Raw genomic sequence first — 22,066 nt, 5'->3', positions numbered from 1 at the left:
CAGCCCAGTGCCTGAAGTGCCTTGCGATCGAGCAATTGCCTCTCCTGACGTCCTTAAAGTCAGGCGTCAGGTTACGCAATTGCTCTCAAACCCTCCACGGTTTCCTGCGATGAACCTTTTTTATTGTTCTTCGCGAATTTCGGCGGGACATGGGACACGCTGTCGGCATTCTACCGGAATGCGGTCAGTCGGCGACAAAGGATAAATCGTCGACGATCTTTAGCCACGTAACTCGTTTGGTCCTTGAGATCACGTCGTGGCCTCCGAGACATGTGGATAGGTTCACAAACCAGAATGAATGTGCCAATATGACCGGCATGGCACTCCGTAACGCCCCGAACCCATCCCGTCATCATCACGGCCGTCACTCGATGCGCCGTGGTTCGTTACGTCCATAGCAGGATATCCGGGATTGCAGCTCCCCCTTCCTGTATAAACGACCAAGGCGCCTACGGCGCCTTTTTTATTTTCCACCCCCAGGAGAACGCTCATGACCATGGTCCGCGGAACACGCTTCATCGTCGGCAAGGAAGCCGCGCAAATTCGTGCTCTGGAAAACCAATTCCGGAGCTATCTTCACTAACGTTGGAGCAGAGGAAGCGATTGTTCCGGCGTTGTGGTCGCAAGATACATTCATTCAAAAAGCCGGGGGCAGCGAGATCATCGGCCAGATGTGGGCGTTTCCCGACAAGAAGGGACGCGCGTGCTGCCTGATTCCTGAGGCGACGGCACTGTTTCAGGAGCGCTGCAGCGAGTTGCTGGGTCGACAACGAGAGCGGATGTTGTTTTATGTCGCTCGATGCTACCGCTATGAACGACCTCAAGCCGGTCGCTATCGCGAATTCTCCCAACTGGGATTTGAATATCTGTGCCCCGACCCGGAAGCCGCAGTCAAACGCAGCCAGGAAGTCGCGATCGGCTTTTTCGATTCACTCGGCCTTCGCTATGAAATCGACGATTCGGCCCGCAGGGGTCTCAGCTACTATCTGAACGGTCGCGGTTTCGAAATGCGCTGCACCGAACTCGGAGCACAACAGCAAGTGGTGGGTGGCGGTGCATATCGGGAGGGCGCCGGTTTCGGCATCGGCGCTGAACGACTATTGTTGGCGATGACCGCTCAAGGGCTTGTGTAGCGAACTCCAATGCCGACGCGGCTTGCGGCTCGGGACAGTCGCAAGCGCCAGATCGCCGGCTACACGTCGTCAAGCAATGGCACGACCATCCGCTTTCCGCAATCTCGACTGGCCCTTGCGGGCCGCCAAGCGAGAGCCATAAACGTCCAAGAGTACATATTTCCGATCGCGACAATGAGAATCCTGCACTTCGCCCCGCTGCTGGCGCTCGCCACCGCCCCCATCGCTCACGCCGCCGACAGCCGGCCTTGCAGCGACGAAACCGTCACAGCCGTCGCCCGCTGGGCCGGCATCGCGAGCGCCCGCCTCGCCACGCGCGACGCGGACCGGCTCGTCGTCGCGTCGGCATGCAAAGCGATGCCGAACGCGCCGGAAACGACGATCGCGGCCGTCGCCTTCGATTCGTTGCCGAAGAGCAAGAATCCCGACGATAGCGAAAAGCTGCAGGTCATCGCGCTCGTCGAGGGCGGCAAGGTCGTGGCGGCCGATAGATCGGTGATCGAGGAGGATGCTGCGACTGAGATCGGCGAGAACAGCTACCGCATCGATACGGCGCCCTACCGCTTGTCGCCCGACGTGCGCGCGTTCGGCGTCGTGTTTACCAGCAGCGCGCGCGGGCCGAGCTGCCCCGATGCCAACACCGGTGAAGAGTTGACGCTGTGGGTGCGCGAAGGCAGCCGCATCCGCCCGGTGTTCGGCACGAATCTGTACGGCTGGGTCAGCGTCGAAGGCGACGCCTGTGGCCCGGGTGCGGGCGATGCGCGCAGCGAAGAGGCCCGCATGACGATCGCCGTCGAGAAAACGTCGAGCCACGGCTTCGCCGACCTGTCGATCACGACCCACATCACGCAGACGCAGCGCAAGAACGGTGAATACTCGGATACGGGCAAGCGCACGGCGCACACGATCGTCCACTACGACGGCAAGTCCTATGGAATCGACATGTTCCGGAACTTCTGGTACTCGCCCGCCGCGATGAAACGCTTCAAGTAATACCGCGGGCGCGACACCGCCCCGCCCACCTACTCCACCACCTTCGGCCCGATCGCATCGGTGGGCGCCGGCATCAGCAACGCATCGTCCCGCACGCGTCGCGCCTCGCGCGCCGTATAGCGATCCTTCAGCCGCAGGAATGGTTTTTCGACGAGGAAATAGCTGGCGGTCGCGGCAATCAGCGCCCAAACGATGCCGAGCGGAAACCCATGCGGCACAGGCAATCGCGGATTCGCAAACGGCTGCTGCCACAGATAGAGGCTGAACGAAATCGTGCCGACGAACACCACCGGCCCGGCGCGCAGCCAGCGCGCACACCAGAATTCGCCGCGGAAATTCAGCACGACGATCACGATCGCGATCAGCGCGGCTTCGAGCGTCACGCCATACGTCGCATTCCAGAAGCCGCCGAGCCGGTGTTCGGCGAGCGGCATGCCGACCAGCACGACGAAGACGAGCGCCGTCACGATGCGCGCCTCATCGCGCCACGAACCGATCCACGCTTCGAGCCGTTCGCGGTTGAGCGACGCATAGCAGCCGATCAGGATCGGATCGACGCCCGTGTGCAGCATCATCCCGAGTTGCCCGCGCAGCGCCGGTGCAACGAAGTACGTCATGGTGCGCACGAGCGGCACGATCAGGATCAGCGCGACCAGCCAGCGCGTGCCGGCGCGGCGCATGCCGAACACGAACAGCAGCGGCCAGAACCAATAGAACTGCTCCTCGAGCGCGAGCGACCAGAAATGGCCGAGGTACCACGCGCCGTCCGGATGCAGTGCGTTGGCGCCGGTCAGCCCGAACCACGCCGAGTAATTCCACAGGTGCAGCGCCGCATAGAGCCACTGCCGGCGGTCGACGTCGAACCCGCCGGCGAATGCGACGATCGCGACGGCCGCGAGATACACGTAGCAGGCCGGCCAGATCCGCAGCGCGCGGCGCACGTAGAACGACGTCAGCGCGATGCCGCCCGTGCGCGCGAATTCGGCGCGCAGCACGTTGGTGATCAGGAAACCGCTCAGCACGAAGAAGATCAGCACGCCGAGCCGGCCGTCGGCGATCAGCCGCAACGGCGCATACCAGCCCGTATAGCCGCCGGGCAATACATGCTCGGCGTGTCCGACCACGACCATCGCGACCGCGACGGCGCGCAACCCGGTCAACTGCGTGACGCGATGGTTCATCGGCTGGTTTCCGTTGGCACGGTGGAGGAGCTGGCATTCGCCGGCGCCCAAGCGGCCCGCCGACATGCCGCCGGGATTTTGTATGAAAAATATCGAAATGAAATTGCTTCAAAAATCCGCGTGACAAATACCGCCGGCGGTGCCGCGCCACAGCGGGTCAACGTCCGGCGCGGCGAATGGGCATAATGACAAGCCTTGTCCGGCGGCGACCGGTCCGATGCCCACGCAACGAATTTTGCGGCGCAGCAACGTCCGCAGTCCCGTACTCCGCCCGCACACCGGCCCGCGCCTCGTCCGCCTCCTGTCGACCCTTACCCGGAGCCTGTCTGTGTACCCACCGATCGAACCCTACGCCCACGGCCACCTCGACACCGGCGACGGCCATCGCATCTACTGGGAGCGCTGCGGCAACCCGTCCGGCAAGCCCGCCGTGTTCCTGCACGGCGGCCCCGGCGCCGGCTGCAGCCCCGACCATCGCCGCCTGTTCGATCCCGAGCGCTACGACATCCTGCTGTTCGACCAGCGCGGCTGCGGGCGCTCGACGCCGCATGCGAGCCTCGAGAACAACACGACGTGGCATCTGGTCGCCGATATCGAACGCCTGCGCGAGATGGTCGGCGCCGAACAATGGCTGGTGTTCGGCGGTTCGTGGGGCAGCGCGCTGGCGATCGCGTACGCGGAGACCCACCCCGAACGCGTGAGCGCGCTGATCGTGCGCGGCATCTTCACGATGCGTCGCGCGGAACTGCTGTGGTACTACCAGGAAGGCGCGTCGTGGCTGTTCCCCGATCACTGGGAAGACTTCCTCGCGCCGATTCCGGAAGCCGAGCGCGGCGACCTGATGGCCGCCTACCATCGCCGGCTGACGGGCGACGACGAAGCGGCAAAGCTCGAAGCCGCGCGCGCGTGGAGCATCTGGGAGGGCCGCACGATCACGCTGCTGCCCGATCCGGCGCTCGCCGCGCATTTCGCGGACGGCCACTACGCGCTCGCGTTCGCGCGGATCGAAAACCATTACTTCGTGAACGAGGGCTTCGTCGAGGAAGGCCAGTTGCTGCGCGACGCGCATCGGCTCGCCGGCATTCCGGGCGCGATCGTGCAGGGCCGCTACGACATCGCGACACCCGCACGCACGGCGTGGGAGCTGTCGAAGGCATGGCCGGACGCGACGTTCGAAATCGTGCCCGGCGCCGGGCACGCGTACAACGAACCGGGGATCCTGCAAGCGCTGGTCGAGGCGACGGACCGGTTCGCCGCCTGAGCGACGCAGTGCAACGCGGCGCGTGTTTCCGTGCCTGCCGGCACACTCACGCGCCGCCCGATCACAACGCGGCTTCGACGATCGTCCGGCCGCGGATCGCCCGCTCGACGAGCTGTTCGTCGCCGACCTTGCGGATCGCGTCGTCGAGCAGCCCTTCCGGCTCTTCGGTCGCCACCTTCAGCAAACCCGACAGGCCCCGGGCGTCGAGCACCACCAGCGTCTCCATCGAATCCGCACGGCTCACGAGCACGCGGCGGAACGCCGGGCCCGCGCCGAAGCTCGCGCAAAGCGAAATCGTCTCGTTGCCGAGCGTGTAGTCGAAGTTCTTGATCATGGTCTGCCGCCGTTGCGTGGAAATGGCGATGCGCGACGGCGCGGCGCCGTGACGTCGACGCACCCGCGCGTGCCGCCGGCGCGCCGGACGGGAGTCCGAACCGTTCGCCGACATCACGATGCTAGGCGTGCAGAATTAACGAAGACTTAAAGCGTGCGAGCCTCGCCCGGCGGTACCGTCACGCCGTATCGAGCGGCTCGACCGTCACGCCGACCTTCAACTCCTGATCCGCGCCGCCGCCGCGGATCACGCCGCGCAGCGGCGTCACGTCCGCGTAGTCGCGGCCGACCGACAGCATCACGTAGTCGTCGCCCGGCGCGCGATCGTTGGTCGGATCGAGCTGCAGCCAGCCGTTGTCCTCGGGCCACGCCGGGTCGTACACCTCCACCCACGCATGCGACGCGTCGGCGCCGATCAACCGCGGCTGGCCAGGCGGCGGCTGCGTGAGCAGGTAACCGCTGACGTACCGCGCGGCGAGCCCGAGCGAGCGCAGCGCGCCGATCATCACGTGCGCGAAATCCTGGCACACGCCCTTGCGCAACCGCAGCGCGTCGAGCGCCGACGTCGTGATGTCGGTGCTGTTCGGCGTGTACGCGAAATCGGCATGCACGCGCCGCATCAGGTCCCACGCCGCCTGCACGAGCGGCCGTTGCGGCGTGAAGCTGGCGGACGCGTACGCGGCGAGTTCGCGATCGCACGCCACGTGCGGCGACGCGAACACGAACTCGCTCGCCGCGTCGTAAGGCTGCCCCGCACGGAATCGCAAGCGCTCGCGCACGGCCTCCCACGCGGTGGCATGCGCTGCGTCCGGGCGCGCGATCGCGGGCGGCGGCTCGCCGCGCGCGCCGAGCGACCACACGGGCGGCATCACGCGCACGGTGCTGCGGCTGCGCACCAGCAGCGTATCGTGCGGCTGGTTCAGCGCGAACGATGCGCGCGCATTGCCGAACGCGTCGAGTTCGGTGCCGACCGATTCCGGTGCGGGCTCGATGTCGAGCGAGAACGACAGCACCTGCTGACGCGGCGTCGCGAGCGGTTGCAGGCGTGCCTGGTGCTGCGCGGATTCGACACGCGCGGCGTAACGGTATTCCGTATCGTGCGTGACGCGCAGCAACCGGCCTGGCGCGACGGCGGCCGGTGCGGCCGGCGCGGTCGGGGCCGGTGCTGCCGCCGGCCGTGCGTTGCCGGAACCGGATGGCGTTTTCGGTGCGCCCTTCGTCGTCACCATAGCGTCCTGCCCGCCTCGCGCACGTGGCTGAAATAGCGCTCACCGATCCGGTTCGACAGTTCCCAGACTGCCTTCACCGTCGTGTCGAGCGCCGCGAGCAGCTTGTCGTGCCGGCCGCCTTCGGCGGTCTCGCACAGCTCGTGCAGCGACCATGCGGGAATGTCCGGAATCGCCTCGGCCAACTCGGACAGCGCATAGCCTTCGCTGCGCTCGACCTTGGTCAACCGGCCGCGCAGCGCCTGCACGACCCAGCCGAGCGAGCGCGGGTTGTCGGTATCGAGCACGACGAGCGACAGCAGCGGCGCGACGTCGAAGCCGCGCTGGAACCGCGAACGGAACGTGATCGTGCTGTCGAACAGTTCCAGCACGAGCTCGAAGCCGTCCTGCCGATGCACGGCGCCTTCGTCGAACGCGAACTTGAGCACGCTGCACAGGAAGTCGAGCCGATCGATCTGCCGGCCGATCGACAGCAATCGCCAGCCATCGTCGCGCGTCATGTTGTCGGTCTGCGCGCCGGTGATCGCGCCGAGCAGCAGGCCGAGGCGTTCCAGCAACTGCAGCGCCTCGTTGCCGATCTGTTCCTCCGCTTCGGGCTCCCCTGCGCTGTCCGCGAACAGTTGCGTCGCGTCGTCGATCAGCCGCCACTGATCGCTCGACAGCCGCTCGCGGATCGCGGCAGCCGCGCCGCGCATGCCGAACAGGCACGACGCGATCCCCGACGTGCGGTCGGCGCCGCGTGTGAGCGACGTCGCGAGCGCGTACTGAAACGCACGCGGCGCATCGACGGCGTGCGGCGCGTCGGCCGCGATCAGCCCGGTGTCGCGGCACAGCGTGTCAATCAGCTCGAGATGCGCGGGGCTGTCGACGTCGTCCTCGCCGCGCAGCCGTTCGAGCGCGGCACGCGCGAGGCGCATCAGGTTGGTCGCGCGCTCGGTGTAGCGGCCGAGCCAGAACAGGTTCTCGGCCGCGCGGCTCGCGATCGCGCGCGGCCGCTCGACCAGGTCGTCGGGGCCGAGGTGCGTCTGCAGCAGCGTCGTCGAATCGACGATGCCCTCGGTCATCACCCACGTATCGACGGTGCTGCCGCCGCGCGGCATCGGCGCATTGAACAGCGCATCGCGCGTGCCGACCCGCGACAGCCCGCCCGGCAGAAGCCGCCAGCGCTGCGCGCCATCCGCGAGCGCGAAGACGCGCAGCAGCATCGGCTTCGGCACGATGCGCGCGCTGCCGTTGCCGTCCGGCGCATCGGGCCGCGGCCAGGTCGGCGCCTGCGACAACGGCAGGTCGGCCTGCACCGTGTAGTGTTCGGGCCGCGCGAGAATCCGCGCGCGCCACTCCGCCAGTTGCGCCTGCGTGAGCCGCGCGCCGATCACCGGTTCGAATGCGCCGCCTTCCTGCACGTCGGGCGGATAGGACGCCTTCACGATGCCGCGCGCGAGCTGCGGCAGCGCGTCGTCGCACGCGGCGGCCTCGCCGCACCACCACGAATGCACGGCCGGCAGCGTCAACGTTTCGCCGAGCAGGCTTTCCGCGAGACGCGGCATGAAGCCGAGCATCGCCGGCGATTCGAGGAAGCCCGAGCCCGGTGCGTTCGCGAGCAGCACGTTGCCCGCGCGCACGGCCTGCAGCAGCCCCGGCACGCCGAGCATCGAGTCGGGCCGCAGTTCGAGCGGGTCGAGCCACGCATCGTCGACGCGCCGCAGGATGCCGTGTACCGGTTCGAGCCCGCTCAGCGTCTTCAGGAACACGCGGTTGTCGCGCGCGGTCAGGTCGCCGCCTTCGACGAGCGTGAGGCCGAGATAGCGCGCGAGATAGGCATGCTCGAAATAGGTCGCGCTGTGCGGCCCCGGCGTCAGCAGCACGATCCGCGAATTCCTCGCGGTGGGGCTGAGCGACTGCATGCTCTGCAGCAGCGCACGGTACGCGGATGCGAGACGCTGCACGCGCAGCCCGCGAAACCCGCGCGGAAAGAGCCGCGACACGATCAGCCGGTTCTCGAGCAGGTAGCCGAGCCCGGCCGGGCCCTGCGTGTGCTGCGCGACGATCCGCCACTGCCCGTCCGGGCCGCGCGCGAGATCGAATGCGACGACGTGCAGCCACGTATCGCCCGGCACGCGCGCGCCGCGCATCGCGCGCAGGTAGCCGGGGTGGCCCGTGACGAGCGCGGGCGGCAGCAGCCCGCGCTCGAGGATCGTCTGCGGCCCGTACAGGTCGGCCAGCGTCGCGTTGAGCAGCCGCACGCGCTGCAGCACGCCGCGCTCGATCGCGACCCAGTCCTCGGGCGTGACGATCAGCGGCAGCAGGTCGAGCGACCACGGGCCGGTCGCACCGTCGCCGACCCGTTGCTCGTGCAACTGGTAGAACAGGCCGTTCTCGCGCATGCGCCGGTGCAGCGCGTCGGCGCGGCGGTCGAGGTCCGCCACGCCGTCGCTGCCGATCGACGTGAAGAAGCTGCGCCATGCGGGCGCGAGCGCGGGCGCGTTCAGGCCGGCCGCGCTGCCGCGCAGTTCGTCGTAGCGGCCGGCGGCCGCCGGCGCCGCGAGCGCGGCGGCCAGTTCGGCGGCGTCCGGCTGAGCGCCGGAATCGAAGAGCGTGGGCATCGCGTCGAGGGCGGCGAGATGGTCGGTGTCAATGGGCGGCACGATGTCGTTCCGTCGTCAGGGTGCGACCGCGCAGGCGCGCCGCCGCACCGGCGGCAAACTCCCGCGGCGCGCGGCCGCAATCTGCCCGCATCCTAGCACTCCGGCGCGGCCGCCGGGAGGTCGCGCACCGCGCATCGTCGTCCGCCCTGTCATCGGACGATCACGGCCGTCGCAAATCGAGCGTGAACGGGAATTCGCGGCTCGGCGCGGCAGCCGCGACCTCCATCCGCCCCGGCGTATGCCCCATCTCGACGAAGCGCGCGAGCCGGCGGCTCTCGGCCTCGTAGGCATTGACGGGGAACGTCGCGTAGTTGCGGCCGCCCGGATGCGCGACGTGATACCGGCAACCGCCGAGCGAGCGCTGCAGCCACGTATCGACGATGTCGAACGTGAGCGGCGCATGCACGCCGATGGTCGGATGCAGCGCCGACGGCGGCGACCACGCCTTGTAGCGCACGCCCGCGACGTATTCGCCGACGGTGCCGGTCGGCTGCAGCGGCAGCGCGCGGCAGTTGACGGTCACGACGTACCGGTTGTCGTTCAGCCCCGTCACGCGCACTTCGAGCCGTTCGACCGACGAATCGACGTAGCGCACCGTGCCGCCGATCGCGCCCTCCTCGCCCATCACGTGCCACGGTTCCAGCGCGCCGCGCAGCGACAGCTGCATCCCGTTCACCGCGATCTGCCCGAACAGCGGGAAACGGAATTCGAAGTGCGGCGCGAACCACGCCGGATCGAACCCGAAACCCGCGTCGCGCAGCTCGGTCAGCACATCGTCGAAATCCATCTGAAGAAACGCCGGCAGCATGAACCGGTCGTGCAGCGCGGTGCCCCAGCGCGTGAGCGGCGTCGTGTACGGCGCAGCCCAGAAGCGCGCGACCAGCGCGCGCAGCAGCAGTTGCTGCACGATGCTCATCCGCGCATGCGGCGGCATCTCGAACGCGCGCAGTTCGAGCAGGCCGAGCCGGCCGGTGGACGAATCGGGCGAATACAGCTTGTCGATGCAGAACTCGCTGCGGTGCGTGTTGCCCGTCACGTCGATCAGCAGGTTGCGCAGCACGCGATCGACGAGCCACGGCGGCATGTCCTGCCCGAACAGCAGCTTGTTGCGCTGGATCTCCGCGAATGCGATGTCGAGCTCGTAGAGCTGGTCGTTGCGCGCCTCGTCGACACGTGGCGCCTGGCTCGTCGGCCCGATGAACAGCCCCGAGAACAGGTACGACAGCGACGGATGGTTGTGCCAGTACGCGATCAGGCTCGCGAGCAGATCCGGGCGCCGCAGGAACGGGCTGTCGGCCGGCGTCGCGCCGCCGAGCACGAAGTGGTTGCCGCCGCCCGTGCCGACGTGCCGCCCGTCGACCATGAATTTCTCGCTGCACAGCCGCGACTGCCACGCCGCGTCGTACAGGAATTCGGTGTGGTCGACGAGCTCGTCGAAGCTCGCGGCCGGATGGATGTTCACCTCGATCACGCCGGGGTCGGGCGTCACCTGCAGCAGCTTCAGCCGCGCGTCGCGCGGCGGCGGATAGCCTTCGAGCACGAGCTTCACGCCGAGCGCGTGCGCGGTCAGCTCGATCGCGCCGAGCAGGTCGAGATAATCCTCGAGCGCGGCAAGCGGCGGCATGAACAGGTACAGGATGCCGTTGCGCACTTCGACGCACAGCGCGGTGCGCGTGATCCATGCGGCCGATTCGAAGCGCTCGGGCCGGCGATGCGGGTCCGCGGCGCGCGCGCGAGCGCTCGCGGCGGTGCCGTCGTCGCGCCACTGCATCACGGTCTGCGCGGGCGCTTCGCGATGCACGCCGGCCAGGTAGCGCGGCGCGTCGGCCGGGCCCGCGTAGCGGGCGCGAATGGCGGCGGCATCCGGCAGCGCGTCGCGCGGCGCGAACGGATCGCGCTCGACGAGATACGGATAGTCGGCGCGGGCCGTCCACGGCAGCGAATCGAGCGGCAACCGATAGCCCATCGGCGAATCGCCCGGCACGAGGTACATCCGCTCGTCGCGGAAGAACCACGGGCCCGTCTGCCAGCGCGGCCCGTCGAGGCCTGGCGTGTCGTCCACGCGCTTCACCGGCAGCACGTAGCCGACCACGCTGTCGAGCTGCTGCTCGAACACCTTGCGCAGCCGCGCGCGTTCGAGTTCGTCGTCGAGGCGCGCGTCGAACGGATCGACGTTGACCGGCAGCCGGCGCTCGCGCCACAGGTAGTACCAGACGTCCTCGTAGCCGGGCCGGATGAATTCGTCCGTCAGGTTCAGCCGTGCGGCGAGCGCATCGATGAAGCGCTTCGCGTCGTCGGTGGTGTACGAGGACGGCTCGCGCTCGTCGGCGAACAGCGACGGATCGTGCCACACGGGCTGGCCGTCCGCGCGCCAGAAGATCGACAGCGCCCAGCGCGGCAGTTGCTCGCCCGGGTACCACTTGCCCTGCCCGAAATGCAGGAAGCCGCCGTCGCCGTATTCGGCGCGCAGCCGCTGCACGAGTTCGGTCGCATAGCCGCGCTTGGTCGGGCCGAGCGCATCGGTGTTCCATTCGGCGCCGTCGCGATCGTCGATCGACACGAAGGTCGGCTCGCCGCCTTGCGTGAGCCGCACGTCGCCGGCCGCCAGCGCACCGTCGACCTGCGTGCCGAGCGCGAGCACCGCGTCCCACTGCGATTCCGTATACGGCTTCGTCACGCGCGGCGATTCATACACGCGCGTCACGGTCATCTCGTGCTCGAACGACACTTCGCACTCGTCGATCAGGCCTTCGACCGGCGCGGCGCTGGTCGGCTGCGGCGTACAGGCGAGCGGAATATGCCCTTCCCCGGCGAGCAGGCCCGACGTCGGATCGAAGCCGATCCAGCCGGCGCCCGGCAGGTAGACCTCGCACCACGCGTGCAGGTCAGTGAAGTCGACCGACGTGCCGCTCGGGCCGTCGAGCGATTTGACGTCGGGCGTGAGCTGGATCAGGTAGCCCGACACGAAGCGCGCGGCGATGCCGAGATGGCGGCACAGCTGCACGAGCAGCCACGCGCTGTCGCGGCACGAGCCGGACGCGAGTTCGAGCGTCTGCTCGGGCGTCTGCACGCCGGGCTCCATCCGCACGAGATAGCCGATGTCGCGCTGAAGCTGCTGGTTCAGCGCGACGAGGAAGTTCACGGTGCCGGCCGGCGTGCGGTCGACGCCGTCGAGATACGCGCGGAACAGCGGCGCGGCGCTCGTCTGCGGGTCGCACGCGAGATACGGCGCGAGCTCGGTCTTCAGCGCGTCGTCATAGCTGAACGGGTATTGTTCCGCGCTCGCTTCGAGGAAGAAGTCGAACGGGTTGTAGACCGACATCTCGGCGACGAGATCGATCGTGATCTCGAAGTGCTCCGTGCGCTCCGGAAACACGAGCCGCGCGAGGTAGTTCGAGAACGGGTCCTGCTGCCAGTTGATGAAGTGCTGCGCGGGCTCGACCGTCATCGAATACGCGAGGATCGGCGTCCGGCAATGCGGCGCGGGCCGCAGCCGCACGACCTGCGGGCCGAGGTTGACGAGCCGGTCGTAGCGATAGCGGGTGGTGTGATGCAGCGCGACGTGGATGGACATGGGAGCTCGGATCGGGTTGGGCCGACCGTGCACGCCGCGTCGCTTTCGACGCGGCGGCCCGGCGTGGCGGATTCGGCGGAAACGCGCGGCGGGTCAGACGAGTTCGGGCGTCTGCACGACGCTGATCTCGACGGCGACGGCCGTCGCGCCGAGCCCCGTCACCGGCTGCGCGTCGCGATGGTCGAGGCCGACCGCGATGCGCACGTAGCGTTCGTCCGGGCAACGGTTCATGAACGGATCGAAGCCGACCCAGCCGAGCCCTTCGACATAGGCCTCGGCCCAGGCATGGCCGGCCGGCTGCTGCATCAGCGCAGCGGCCTGCGGCTGCGCGCCGAGCGCCGCCTGCGACTGCCCCTGCGACTGCGACTGCACGGCATGCGACGCGCCGAGCGCCTGCTGCATACCCTCGGCGCTCTGCAACGCGAGCGCTTCCTCCGCCTCGACGTCCACCCCATTCTGCTTCGCGTCGGCGATGCGCTGCATCGCGCTGTCGGCCAGCACGTAGCCCGAGATGTAGCGCGCGGGAATCTTCAGTACGCGAGCGGCCGCGATGAACGCATGGGCATGGTCGCGGCTCGTGCCCTCGCCGCTTTGCAGCGCCGTTTCCGCATCGACGGGCGCGTCGGCGGCCAGGTTCGGCGCGTACGCGATGCGGCCGTGCACTTCCGTCATCAGCCAGTGCAACGCGTCGAGGCCGTGCGGCTCGATCGGCAGCGCGTCGGTGAGCGCGCGCACGGTGTCGCCGGCTTTCGTGAGCGCGGTCTCGCGCTCGAAGATCCACGGTGGCGCATAGCCTTCCGGGTTCCCGAGAATGCCCGCGCGGTCCTGCGTCTCGACGACGCCGGCCGCCACGACGACGATCTCGTCCTTCGCGCCGCGATCGTGGCGCACGAGGTCGATCCGGTTGCCGAGCCCGTCGGCGTACGACAGCGTCGGCTCGACGCCGTCGATCGTGACCTGCCACGCGCGCACCGTCTGCCCGGGGCCGGACTGCGGGCGCAGCCGCAGCCGTTGCAGCGCATGGCTGGCTTGTTCGTCGAACTGATAACGCGAAATGTGTCGGATGGCGAGTCGCATGGCAAGTCTCAGTCGAAGTTGTAAGCCTGGGCGACTTCGAGCCCGAGGCTGTTGTTGCGGCCGATGAAGTCGGTCAGGAACTCGTGCAGGCCGCTCTTGAAGATCCGCTCGACCGAGGTATCGGACAGCATTTGCAGGATCTTCGTGGCCGTGTCGTGACACGGGTGTGTCACGCCGTAATCCTTCGCGAGCAGGTTCAGGCTCGACACGACGCGCCCGTAGCAATAGCGCAGCGAGCGCGGCATGCGGCCGTTCAGGATCAGGTAGTCGGCGATGTTCAGCGGCTTGTACTGCACGTCGTACACCCAGCGGTACGAGCGGTGCGCGGCGACGCAGCGCAGGATCGTCTCCCATTGGTAGTTGTCGAGGATCGTGCCGACGTGCGACACCGACGGCAGCAGCAGGTGGTACTTCACGTCGATGATCCGCGCGGTGTTGTCCGCGCGTTCGATGAATGCGCCGATCTGCGCGAAATCGAAGATCTCGTTGCGCAGCATCGTGCTGTAGAAGCTGCCGAGGATCAGCGCGGTTTCGCGCTTCACCTGGTCGAGCACGGCCGGCAGCTCGCTTTCCGGCACCGGCTGCGCGAACGCGCGGCGCAGCGCGAGCCACGCGCCGTTCACGCTTTCCCACGCCTCGCGCGTGAGCGCCGTGCGCACCATCCGCGCGTTCGAGCGCGCGGCCTCGATGCACGACAGCACGCTCGACGGGTTGTCGCGGTCGCGCAGCAGGTAGTCGGTCACGGTATCGGCCGCATACGCGTCGTATTTCTGCCAATAGCCGTCGTCCGCGCCCGAGCTGACGAGCACCGACGACCATTCGGCCGGCGCGTCGGCCGTGCGCGTGAGCGCCATCCGCAGCCCGGCGTCGACGATGCGCGCGATGTTCTCCGCGCGTTCGATATAGCGGTACATCCAGTAGAGCCCGCTTGCAGTACGTCCCAGAAGCATCTCGTGTCCACTCCGTCTTCGTTCGGTTCGCGCGCCGGCTCCGGCGCGCGCGGTCGCGTCCGGCTCAGTCGGCCAGCACCCAGGTGTCCTTGGTGCCGCCGCCCTGGCTCGAGTTGACGACCAGCGATCCTTCCTTCAGCGCGACGCGCGTGAGCCCGCCCGGCGTGATGCGGATCCGGTCCGACACCAGCACGAACGGCCGCAGGTCGACGTGGCGCGGCGCGAGGCCGGCGTCGGTCAGGATCGGCGTCGTGGACAGCGCGAGCGTCGGTTGCGCGATGTAGTTCGCGGGACGCGCGCGCAGCTTCGCGGAAAACGCGTCGAGCTCGGCCTTCGACGCGCACGGCCCGACCAGCATCCCGTAGCCGCCCGAACCGTGCACTTCCTTCACGACGAGTTCGTCGAGATGCGCGAGCACGTACTTGAGGCTGTCGGCCTCGCCGCAGCGCCAGGTCGGCACGTTCTCCAGCAGCGCCTTGCGGCCCGTGTAGAACTCGACGATCTCCGGCATGTACGAGTAGATCGCCTTGTCGTCGGCGATGCCGGTGCCCGGCGCGTTCGCGATCGTGATGTTGCCCGCGCGGTACACGTCCATGATGCCCGCCACGCCGAGCACCGAATCCGGGCGGAACGTGAGCGGATCGAGGAATGCGTCGTCGACGCGGCGGTACAGCACGTCGATCGGCTGGAAGCCTTCGGTGGTGCGCATCGCGACACGGCCGTCGATCACCTGCAGGTCGCTGCCCTCGACGAGGTGCACGCCCATCTGGTCGGCGAGGAACGAATGTTCGTAGTACGCGGAATTGTGGATGCCGGGCGTGAGCACCGCGACGGTCGGGTTGTCGGTGTTGCCGCCCGGCGGGCACACGGCCGCGAGCGACTGGCGCAGCATCTGCGGATAGGTTTCGACCGGGCGCACCTTTACCTGCTGGAACAGCTCCGGAAAGAGCTGCATCATCGTTTCGCGGTTTTCCAGCATGTACGACACGCCGGACGGCGTACGCGCGTTGTCCTCCAGCACGTAGAATTCGTTCTCGCCCGTGCGCACGATGTCGACGCCGATGATGTGCGTGTAAACGTTGCCGGGCGGCCGGAAGTCGATCATCTCGGGGATGAACGCGTCGTTGTGCGCGATCAGGTGCTTCGGCACGATGCCCGCGCGCACGATTTCCTGGCGGTGGTAGATGTCGTCGAGGAACGCGTTGAGCGCCATCACGCGCTGCTCGATGCCGAGCGACAGCCGGCTCCATTCCGCGCCGGAGATGATCCTCGGCACGATGTCGAACGGAATCAGCCGCTCGGCGGCCTCCGCGTCGCCGTAGACGGCGAACGTGATGCCCGTCTTGCGGAATACGCCTTCCGCGTCATGGGCCTTCTGGGCGAGGCTCGCGGGATCCTGCGTGTCGAGCCATTGCTTCAGGCGCGCGTAAGGCGCCCTTACCATGTCGCCGGATTGCAGCATTTCATCGAATGGCTTCATCGATTTTTTCTCCATCGATCGTTTTCCCCGGCATTGCGCATGCCGGACCGGCGTAACCAATGCTTTGCAAGGAACGTGCCGTGTTCGCTCCCGTCGATATCCCCCTGTTTTTGGCGCCGCGCCAGGCACGCCCGCGCGGCATTTCGCACCATAACGGTGCAATGGCCGATGCGACATGCACTCGCGCTGCGCCGCCGACGCGCACGGCCGATGCTGCGCCGCATCCGACGAACATAGTTCCCCCGCGTGTCACGGATGTGCAATCTGCACTGCACCAAAAGCGACGGGGCCGGCACCGGCATGAGCGGGCGGGCCGGCACGCACACGGCGCAGCCGGCCCTTGGGGAAGTGCCGTCCGGGCAGCCGGGACAGTCCGACGCGATGAACTGTCCGGTTAACCGGTCCGGCCCCTCAACGCTATGCAGCCGTAATCCCGCCGACAACGCCCATGCATATTTCGACTGACACCCATCGAAAAAAAACATCGGCCCAAGCGGCGCGAGGCGCGGTACGCTAGAACGTTGGTGCAGCAGACGGCGCCGCCTTTCAGGCGCCCGACTATAAAAAGCGAAGATCGAAATGGAAGCAAAATGGCTTGAAGATTTCCTGAGCCTGGCGGATACCAAGAGCTTTTCCCGGGCCGCGCGTCACCGGCACCTGACGCAGTCGGCGTTCAGCAGACGAATCGCCGCCCTCGAAACCTGGATGGACGCGAAGCTGGTGGACCGGAGCATCAACCCGATCGCGCTGACGCCGGCCGGCCAGATGTTCCGCGGGCTCGCCGCGGACATCCTGCGCAGCATGTATGCGGCGCGCAATCTCGTGAACGGCTACGACCAGTTCGCGGCAAGCGACCAGGTCGTGCGTTTCGCCGTCGCCCATACGCTCGTGTTCACGCTGTTTCCCGAATGGCTGAAGCAGCTCAACAGCGAGGTCGGCCACGTGACGGCCCGCGTCAATGCGGTGAACGTACCGGAAGGCGTGCAGCAACTGGTCGAAGGCGAATGCGACCTGCTGCTCGGCTATCACCATCCGCAGTTGCCGATCGTGCTCGACCCGAACCACTTCCCGTTCGTCAGCCTCGGCGTCGAGCGGATCCTGCCCGTGTCGACACCCGATGCGCTCGGCAGGCCGGTGTTCCGGCTGCCCGGCACGCCCGATGCCCCGCTGCCGCTGCTCGCGTATTCGTCGGGCGCCTTTCTCGGCAATGTCGTCGAAATGCTGCTGCTGAACGCGACCGAGCCATATGTGCTGCACCGGTGTTTCGAGACGCACATGTCCGAGGCGCTGAAAGGCATGGTCATGGCCGGGCACGGCATCGGCTGGCTGCCGGAAAGCTGCGTCGCGAAGGAACTCGCGGACGGCACGCTCGTGTGCGCGGGCACCGGCGACTGGATCACCGAACTCGAAATCCGCCTGTATCGATCGGCGCGCAAGCGCGGGCTCGCGGCCGAGCAGCTGTGGGCCTACATCATGAACCGGCCGCGCGCCGCCGCAGACGCTGCGCTCGGCACCGACGACGCGGCTGCACCGGCGATGCGCAGCGCGCGGCGAAGCGCGGCCGGCAGCCGTTGACGCAGCGTGCGCGCCGTGAACATCCACGGCGCGCACGCGCATTCTCTCGATAGCAATCGATAATCCCGTCGGACTCCGTAAAATCCCGCACCGCCCCGTAATCGATTTCGATAAAACGCAAACGTTTGCTAATTCATGTCGTACTTTTTACTGCTTTACGCATTAAGTAAGAATATTCAGCCCCATTTTTAAGACAGAAATACCTTGTTACACAAGTTTCCATTTACCTGTAACAGCCGGATTAATCCAAAACGTCGCACCCTCATTTCACGATGCGCGACCTGTATTCCGATCTTCATCGAATCTCCTCGAATACAGCCGCAATAGTTTCTTTTATCAGTCGTTATTTTTCGGCACGAAGGTCGATACCTCCTACGTGACTCAAAGCGTGCTCGATCATCGCTACCGACGAGCAATTTTCGTGTTCGGCAATATCGACTTTCATCAGCATTAAGAAATCCTCATCAATCCTTCCTTATCCTATTTAAATAGGATCTTTCACCCCGTCCCATTCCGGCCACACGCGGTTGTTGGTTCAAAAGCCATCGTGTATCAATAGCGTGTCGCAAAAAGAACGTTGGCAAATTCGACTCGGAGTCGATACACGTCATCGATTCCGGACGGGAGATTTCAATGTCACCTTCGCTTCGACAGCATGCTCGCCCTTTCCTGAGCGCCGTGCTTTCCACGCTCTGCATGAACGCCATGGCCCAGACACCGGCGGCCTCGTCGCCGGCGTCCGCCCCGGGGGCGGACCGGTACGTGATTTCGTATATCTGCGGCGACGCGCGGATCGACGGTACCGCGCCCCTTCCCCCGGACGGACGCCCGTACAACCTGGGCGTGTCGTTCCTGTCGGGGAGCACCGGGCAGCCGCTCTCCAACGTGCAGGTGCGCCTGCGCCGGCATGGGCGCGTGCTCGTCGAATTCAACGCATCGGGATCGCGCTGCCTGTTCAGCGTGCCGGATGCGAGCTACCGGGTCGAAGGAACCTATCAGGGAGCCACCCAGTTCGCGATCGTCGAGACGGGCACGCTCACGACGCAGTTGCGATGGTGAACGTCGCACGCCCCGCTCCGATCGCGTCATCCGGAGAACGTATCGAATCAAGGAGTTGTGAATGACCCGTGCAGAACGACCGGACGGCTCGCCCGCCCGTCAGCCGAAACCCTCGTGGGGTCCGGGAAAGAATGCGGCGCTCAGCGTCGCCGCCTTTGCCGCGATCTTCGGTGCCTTCGCGTACGTCGAACGAGACGCGAGGGTCGGCCATGCGAGCGTGACGCACGATATCGCCGACGTGATCGGAACCGCCGTCGGCAAGTACCGCAAGTTCATCGTGGCCGCGACCGGCGGCGCGTCCGCACCCGCCAGCTCGCCGTCGACGGTCGCGCAAGCGCAGCCGGCAACGCCCTCGGCATCGACCGCGCCCGCCGTGTCTGCCGTGGCCGAACCGGCCGTGCCGCCGCAAGCGGCGGCACGCTCCGACGCGAGACACCGCCCGGCGCATGTGCCGCCGACGAGGCTCGCAGCCGCCCCGCACGCCGCGTCGGCCGGCAGCCGCACGGCGCGCCCCGGCGATGCGCATCGGACCTCGCGTTCGCAAGCGCTGGCGCGCGCGAGAAAACACCCCGACCCCGTGCCGAAACAGCCACCGCAATCGTATATCGCCGGTACCTCGCACATGGAAGCCGCGAGCGTCACGCACGATGAGCTGGAAGGCGCCCGCGCGCTGGCCAAGGCGCGCTGGTGCGCACAGATCGACGAATGGAGCTGTGTGGAGCAAAACGCGAGCCGTGCACTCGCCATCGACCCGAGGAACAGCGAATCGCGCGCGCTGCTTGGACAAGCGATCCGCAACCGCCTCTGAACCGGCCGGATGCCGCCGGGCCTCGCCGCCCGGCGGGGGCGACGGCCGGCGACGCGCGCCGTCGGGCGCGCAACCGATGTGTTCGTTTCAAAGTGAGGAGACACCGTGGCCAACAATCGTCACCAACAATGCACCACCGTCATTCCGCCGAACCGGCGGATCCTCCTGCATGCGCCGCTGCTGTGCCTGCTCGTCGCGTCCGGCTCGTGCCTTGCCGCCGAAGGCGACGCGGAACCGCGCAGTACGGGTGAAATCGCCGGCTCCCGCGGCGCGCCGGATACGCTGCCGCCCGACCTGCGACCGACGGGTGCGTCGATGCAGGCCGCCCAGGGTTCGGGCACGCAGCCGCCTCTTGCGCCGACGCCGATCGCGCGGGCCTCGGACGCGTCGATGCAGGCCGCGCAGGCGCCGAACCCGGCGATGCCGACCACGGTCGTGGTGGACCCCGATGCCGCGCAGCCGGGCGCCCCCGTGCCGGTCGCAACGTCGTCGAATGCACCTGCGCCGGCCGCGCAGGCGTCGACCGCACCGATGCTGCTCGCGCAGGCATTCGACACCGCGCCGCCCGATACGCCCGCGCCACGCGCGCAAGCGTCGGATGCGCCGCAGCAGCTCGCCCAGGCCGCGACCGCCGCACCGCCGGCTACGGCAGCGACGCCCGCCACGCCGACGCTCACCGCGCAGGCAGCCGGCATGCCGATGCCGAATTCGCCGACACCCGTGACCCAGCCGCCCCACGCCGAACCGCCGTCGCCCCAGCAACCGAATTCACAGTCGCCCGGCGCGCAACTCCCCGGCGAGTCGATCCAGCGATCGCAAGGGCCCGACGTCCAGGCACCGAATGCGCAGGCGCCGAACCTCCGCACGGCCGACGTCGCGACGGTGCGCAACGACGTGTTCGGCCTCGCGGCGAGCGGCGGCGCGGTCAAGGCGCTCGACGAAGCGAAGGCGCGGCCCGATGCGTTCTCCGCCGTCGACATCGCGCAACTGGAAGAGCTGTCGATTCGCCAGCAGGTGCGCGGCGGACGCGACAAGTCGCGTTCGATGACGAGTTCGGACCGCTTCGACGGAATCGACAGCGCCCTGCGTGCGGCGGACGACCTCGACAAGCGGATACCGCCCACCCCCGAGTACACCCCGGTCCGCACCGCACTCGCGGGCGACCGGGTCGTCGCCCTTGCGGCACGCGGCGACATGAAGACGGCCGTCGCGACGTTCGAGACGATTCCGTCCAACGCGGAAATCTCGATCGACGCACTGGCGGCCGTCGGCGACGCGTACCTGTACCTGGGCGAGCCGGTCAAGGCGAACGCCGTGTACGCGCGTGCGCTGAAGCAGGCCACCGCGTCGCCGACGGATCGCGCGACCCGCGGCTTCCAGTACGGCGCCCGCACGCAGCCGATCGAGCTGCGCGAAGGACTGTTCTGGTCGTACGTCGACCAGGGGCGTGCGCCGCAGGCGAAGCAGGTGCTCGACGACATGGAGAAGTCGCTGCCGCCGGTCAAGCAGGTGACCAACGTCGGCCCCGGAGAAAGCGACTATCTGCGCTACTACCGGCTGCGCGCGCAGTACCTGATCTTCACGGGTCACGTCGACCAGGGGATCGCCGCCCTCGAACAACTCGAGAAGGAGGTGCCGTTCAACGCGGAGATCCGCGCCGCGCACGCCGATGCAGTGTCGGGCCAGTCGCATCCGCGCCAGGCGATCTCGATGTATCGCGCCTCGCTGACCGATCACCCGGACAGCGTCGAGATGCTCGCGGGCCTCGGCCGCGCGTCGCTGACGGCGGACGACTACGCGACCGCGAAGACCGTCGACCAGACGCTGGGCAACACGTTCCCGGACAGCGGCGCCGTGCGCGGCTTCAAGCGCGACTACAAGGCCTATCGCAGCCCGGTGTTCACGACCGACGTGAGTTTCGAGCACGGCAACAGCGCGCTGGCCGACAACAGCTTCACGTCGGACAGCTACATCTACTCGCAACCGTTCGGCGACAACTGGCGGGTCTTCGCGCATACGTTCTACGGCCATGCGCAAACCGACGGCGGCAGCGTCAGCCGCACACGCACGGGCATCGGCGGCGACTACCGGCACGGGCCGCTCACCGTGCTGGGCGAGGTCACGCGCTCGCTCGGCGGAGACGGCCGAACCGGCGGCCGCGGGACGATCGCGTACGCACTGAACGACTACTGGACCGTCAGCGCCGGGCTCGACACCAACGACAACTCGCTGCCGTGGAAGGCGTATGCCGCGCACATCTGGGGCCGCTCCGCGAACGTCGAGGTCGTGTATCGCCAGAACGACCGGCGCGAAGTCAAGCTGAGCTACGGCGTGAGCCGCTACAGCGATTCGAACCTGCACCAGGAGATCGCGGCGACGGCGACGCAGCGCGTGTACACGTCCGCGAACCAGCTCGTCAACGTCTCGCTGAATCTCGGTACCGACAGCAACACGCGTCACGACGCGCCCTACTTCAGCCCCGGTCGCGACTATGCGGCCGCCGCGACCGTCATGCACCAGCTGACGCTGTGGAAGAAGGGCGACACGGGGCTGCAGCAGCGCGTGTCGGTATCGGGCGGCGCGTACAACGAGCGCGGCTTCGGCACCAGCCCGCTGTGGAGCGCGCGCCTCGAGCACGCGTGGACGTTCAAGCACGACATCACGCTGAGCTACGGCGTCGAGGTCAGCAGCCACGCGTACGACGGCCAGCGCGAGCGCTCGGAAACCGGCTTCCTGTCGGTCAACCTGCCGTTTTAGCAAGGAGATGGCGT

Annotated in this window: 16 protein-coding genes; 8 read left to right on the top strand and 8 right to left on the bottom strand. The window is 67.5% G+C overall.

What is annotated here, in order from left to right:
• The first annotated feature begins 545 nt into the window (after positions 1-545).
• Both HWX62_RS25025 and HWX62_RS25020 read left to right on the top strand, forming a co-directional pair.
• On the top strand, positions 546-1,133 hold the full coding sequence (locus HWX62_RS25025; RefSeq protein WP_175928265.1) for an ATP phosphoribosyltransferase regulatory subunit: 588 nt from the start codon (positions 546-548) through the stop codon (positions 1,131-1,133).
• 174 nt (positions 1,134-1,307) lie between these two features.
• The gene (locus HWX62_RS25020) at positions 1,308-2,126 is read left to right on the top strand and encodes a multidrug ABC transporter ATPase (protein WP_175928735.1); all 819 of its coding nucleotides are present in this window, start codon (positions 1,308-1,310) and stop codon (positions 2,124-2,126) included.
• Positions 2,127-2,155: 29 nt separating this feature from the next.
• Here HWX62_RS25020 and HWX62_RS25015 read toward each other — a convergent pair whose 3' ends face one another.
• Entirely contained in the window at positions 2,156-3,307 is a 1,152-nt protein-coding gene (locus HWX62_RS25015; RefSeq protein WP_175928264.1) for an acyltransferase, read from the bottom strand.
• Here HWX62_RS25015 and HWX62_RS25010 point away from each other — a divergent pair.
• Both HWX62_RS25010 and pip read left to right on the top strand, forming a co-directional pair.
• Positions 3,299-3,493 carry a hypothetical protein gene (locus tag HWX62_RS25010; RefSeq protein WP_175928263.1) on the top strand — a complete coding sequence of 65 codons (195 nt, stop codon included), beginning with the start codon at positions 3,299-3,301 and terminating at the stop codon, positions 3,491-3,493. The two genes, HWX62_RS25015 and HWX62_RS25010, sit on opposite strands and share 9 nt — an antisense overlap.
• A gap of 142 nt (positions 3,494-3,635) precedes the next feature.
• Positions 3,636-4,568, top strand: a complete 933-nt coding sequence (pip, locus tag HWX62_RS25005; RefSeq protein WP_175928262.1) for a prolyl aminopeptidase — start codon at positions 3,636-3,638, stop codon at positions 4,566-4,568.
• 61 nt (positions 4,569-4,629) lie between these two features.
• On the opposite strand, the gene HWX62_RS25000 is transcribed toward pip, so the two are convergent.
• The 7 genes from HWX62_RS25000 to HWX62_RS24970 form a co-directional block, all read right to left on the bottom strand.
• Entirely contained in the window at positions 4,630-4,902 is a 273-nt protein-coding gene (locus HWX62_RS25000) for a hypothetical protein (RefSeq protein WP_175928261.1), read from the bottom strand.
• 178 nt (positions 4,903-5,080) lie between these two features.
• Entirely contained in the window at positions 5,081-6,130 is a 1,050-nt protein-coding gene (locus tag HWX62_RS24995; RefSeq protein WP_175928260.1) for a transglutaminase family protein, read from the bottom strand.
• Entirely contained in the window at positions 6,124-8,730 is a 2,607-nt protein-coding gene (locus tag HWX62_RS24990; protein ID WP_175928734.1) for a circularly permuted type 2 ATP-grasp protein, read from the bottom strand. The genes HWX62_RS24995 and HWX62_RS24990 overlap by 7 nt, the downstream gene beginning before the upstream one ends.
• Before the next feature lie 202 nt (positions 8,731-8,932).
• On the bottom strand, positions 8,933-12,346 hold the full coding sequence (locus tag HWX62_RS24985; protein ID WP_175928259.1) for a transglutaminase family protein: 3,414 nt from the start codon (positions 12,344-12,346) through the stop codon (positions 8,933-8,935).
• Positions 12,347-12,439: 93 nt separating this feature from the next.
• Positions 12,440-13,423: a transglutaminase family protein gene (locus HWX62_RS24980; protein WP_175928258.1), complete on the bottom strand. Its 984-nt coding sequence runs from the start codon at positions 13,421-13,423 to the stop codon at positions 12,440-12,442.
• A gap of 8 nt (positions 13,424-13,431) precedes the next feature.
• Positions 13,432-14,373, bottom strand: a complete 942-nt coding sequence (locus HWX62_RS24975; protein ID WP_175928257.1) for an alpha-E domain-containing protein — start codon at positions 14,371-14,373, stop codon at positions 13,432-13,434.
• Between the two features lie 64 nt (positions 14,374-14,437).
• On the bottom strand, positions 14,438-15,853 hold the full coding sequence (locus tag HWX62_RS24970; RefSeq protein ID WP_175928256.1) for a circularly permuted type 2 ATP-grasp protein: 1,416 nt from the start codon (positions 15,851-15,853) through the stop codon (positions 14,438-14,440).
• A 579-nt stretch (positions 15,854-16,432) separates the two neighbouring features.
• Here HWX62_RS24970 and HWX62_RS24965 point away from each other — a divergent pair.
• The 4 genes from HWX62_RS24965 to pgaA all read left to right on the top strand — a co-directional run bounded on the left by HWX62_RS24965 (position 16,433) and on the right by pgaA (position 22,052).
• Positions 16,433-17,428 carry a LysR substrate-binding domain-containing protein gene (locus HWX62_RS24965; RefSeq protein ID WP_175928255.1) on the top strand — a complete coding sequence of 332 codons (996 nt, stop codon included), beginning with the start codon at positions 16,433-16,435 and terminating at the stop codon, positions 17,426-17,428.
• 633 nt (positions 17,429-18,061) lie between these two features.
• Positions 18,062-18,487, top strand: a complete 426-nt coding sequence (locus HWX62_RS24960) for a hypothetical protein (RefSeq protein WP_175928254.1) — start codon at positions 18,062-18,064, stop codon at positions 18,485-18,487.
• A gap of 61 nt (positions 18,488-18,548) precedes the next feature.
• The gene (locus tag HWX62_RS24955; protein WP_175928253.1) at positions 18,549-19,295 is read left to right on the top strand and encodes a hypothetical protein; all 747 of its coding nucleotides are present in this window, start codon (positions 18,549-18,551) and stop codon (positions 19,293-19,295) included.
• Positions 19,296-19,400: 105 nt separating this feature from the next.
• On the top strand, positions 19,401-22,052 hold the full coding sequence (pgaA, locus tag HWX62_RS24950; protein ID WP_175928252.1) for a poly-beta-1,6 N-acetyl-D-glucosamine export porin PgaA: 2,652 nt from the start codon (positions 19,401-19,403) through the stop codon (positions 22,050-22,052).
• Positions 22,053-22,066: the final 14 nt, after the last annotated feature.

The sequence above is a fragment of the Burkholderia sp. BCC0506 genome (assembly GCF_902833145.1).
GTDB lineage: Bacteria > Pseudomonadota > Gammaproteobacteria > Burkholderiales > Burkholderiaceae > Burkholderia.
Note: the sequence above shows the minus strand (reverse complement) of the source record. Positions and strands in the feature narration are given on the sequence as shown.

Excerpts from the sequence above, each read along its gene's own strand:
- HWX62_RS25020 (WP_175928735.1), top strand. The coding sequence starts at position 1,308 with ATGAGAATCCTGCACTTCGCCCCGCTGCTGGCGCTCGCCACCGCCCCC.
- HWX62_RS25010 (WP_175928263.1), top strand. The coding sequence starts at position 3,299 with ATGGTTCATCGGCTGGTTTCCGTTGGCACGGTGGAGGAGCTGGCATTC.
- HWX62_RS25015 (WP_175928264.1), bottom strand. The coding sequence starts at position 3,307 with ATGAACCATCGCGTCACGCAGTTGACCGGGTTGCGCGCCGTCGCGGTC.
- HWX62_RS25000 (WP_175928261.1), bottom strand. The coding sequence starts at position 4,902 with ATGATCAAGAACTTCGACTACACGCTCGGCAACGAGACGATTTCGCTT.
- HWX62_RS24995 (WP_175928260.1), bottom strand. The coding sequence starts at position 6,130 with ATGGTGACGACGAAGGGCGCACCGAAAACGCCATCCGGTTCCGGCAAC.
- HWX62_RS24990 (WP_175928734.1), bottom strand. The coding sequence starts at position 8,730 with ATGCCCACGCTCTTCGATTCCGGCGCTCAGCCGGACGCCGCCGAACTG.
- HWX62_RS24985 (WP_175928259.1), bottom strand. The coding sequence starts at position 12,346 with ATGTCCATCCACGTCGCGCTGCATCACACCACCCGCTATCGCTACGAC.
- HWX62_RS24980 (WP_175928258.1), bottom strand. The coding sequence starts at position 13,423 with ATGCGACTCGCCATCCGACACATTTCGCGTTATCAGTTCGACGAACAA.
- HWX62_RS24975 (WP_175928257.1), bottom strand. The coding sequence starts at position 14,373 with ATGCTTCTGGGACGTACTGCAAGCGGGCTCTACTGGATGTACCGCTAT.
- HWX62_RS24970 (WP_175928256.1), bottom strand. The coding sequence starts at position 15,853 with ATGAAGCCATTCGATGAAATGCTGCAATCCGGCGACATGGTAAGGGCG.
- HWX62_RS24965 (WP_175928255.1), top strand. The coding sequence starts at position 16,433 with ATGGAAGCAAAATGGCTTGAAGATTTCCTGAGCCTGGCGGATACCAAG.
- HWX62_RS24960 (WP_175928254.1), top strand. The coding sequence starts at position 18,062 with ATGTCACCTTCGCTTCGACAGCATGCTCGCCCTTTCCTGAGCGCCGTG.
- HWX62_RS24955 (WP_175928253.1), top strand. The coding sequence starts at position 18,549 with ATGACCCGTGCAGAACGACCGGACGGCTCGCCCGCCCGTCAGCCGAAA.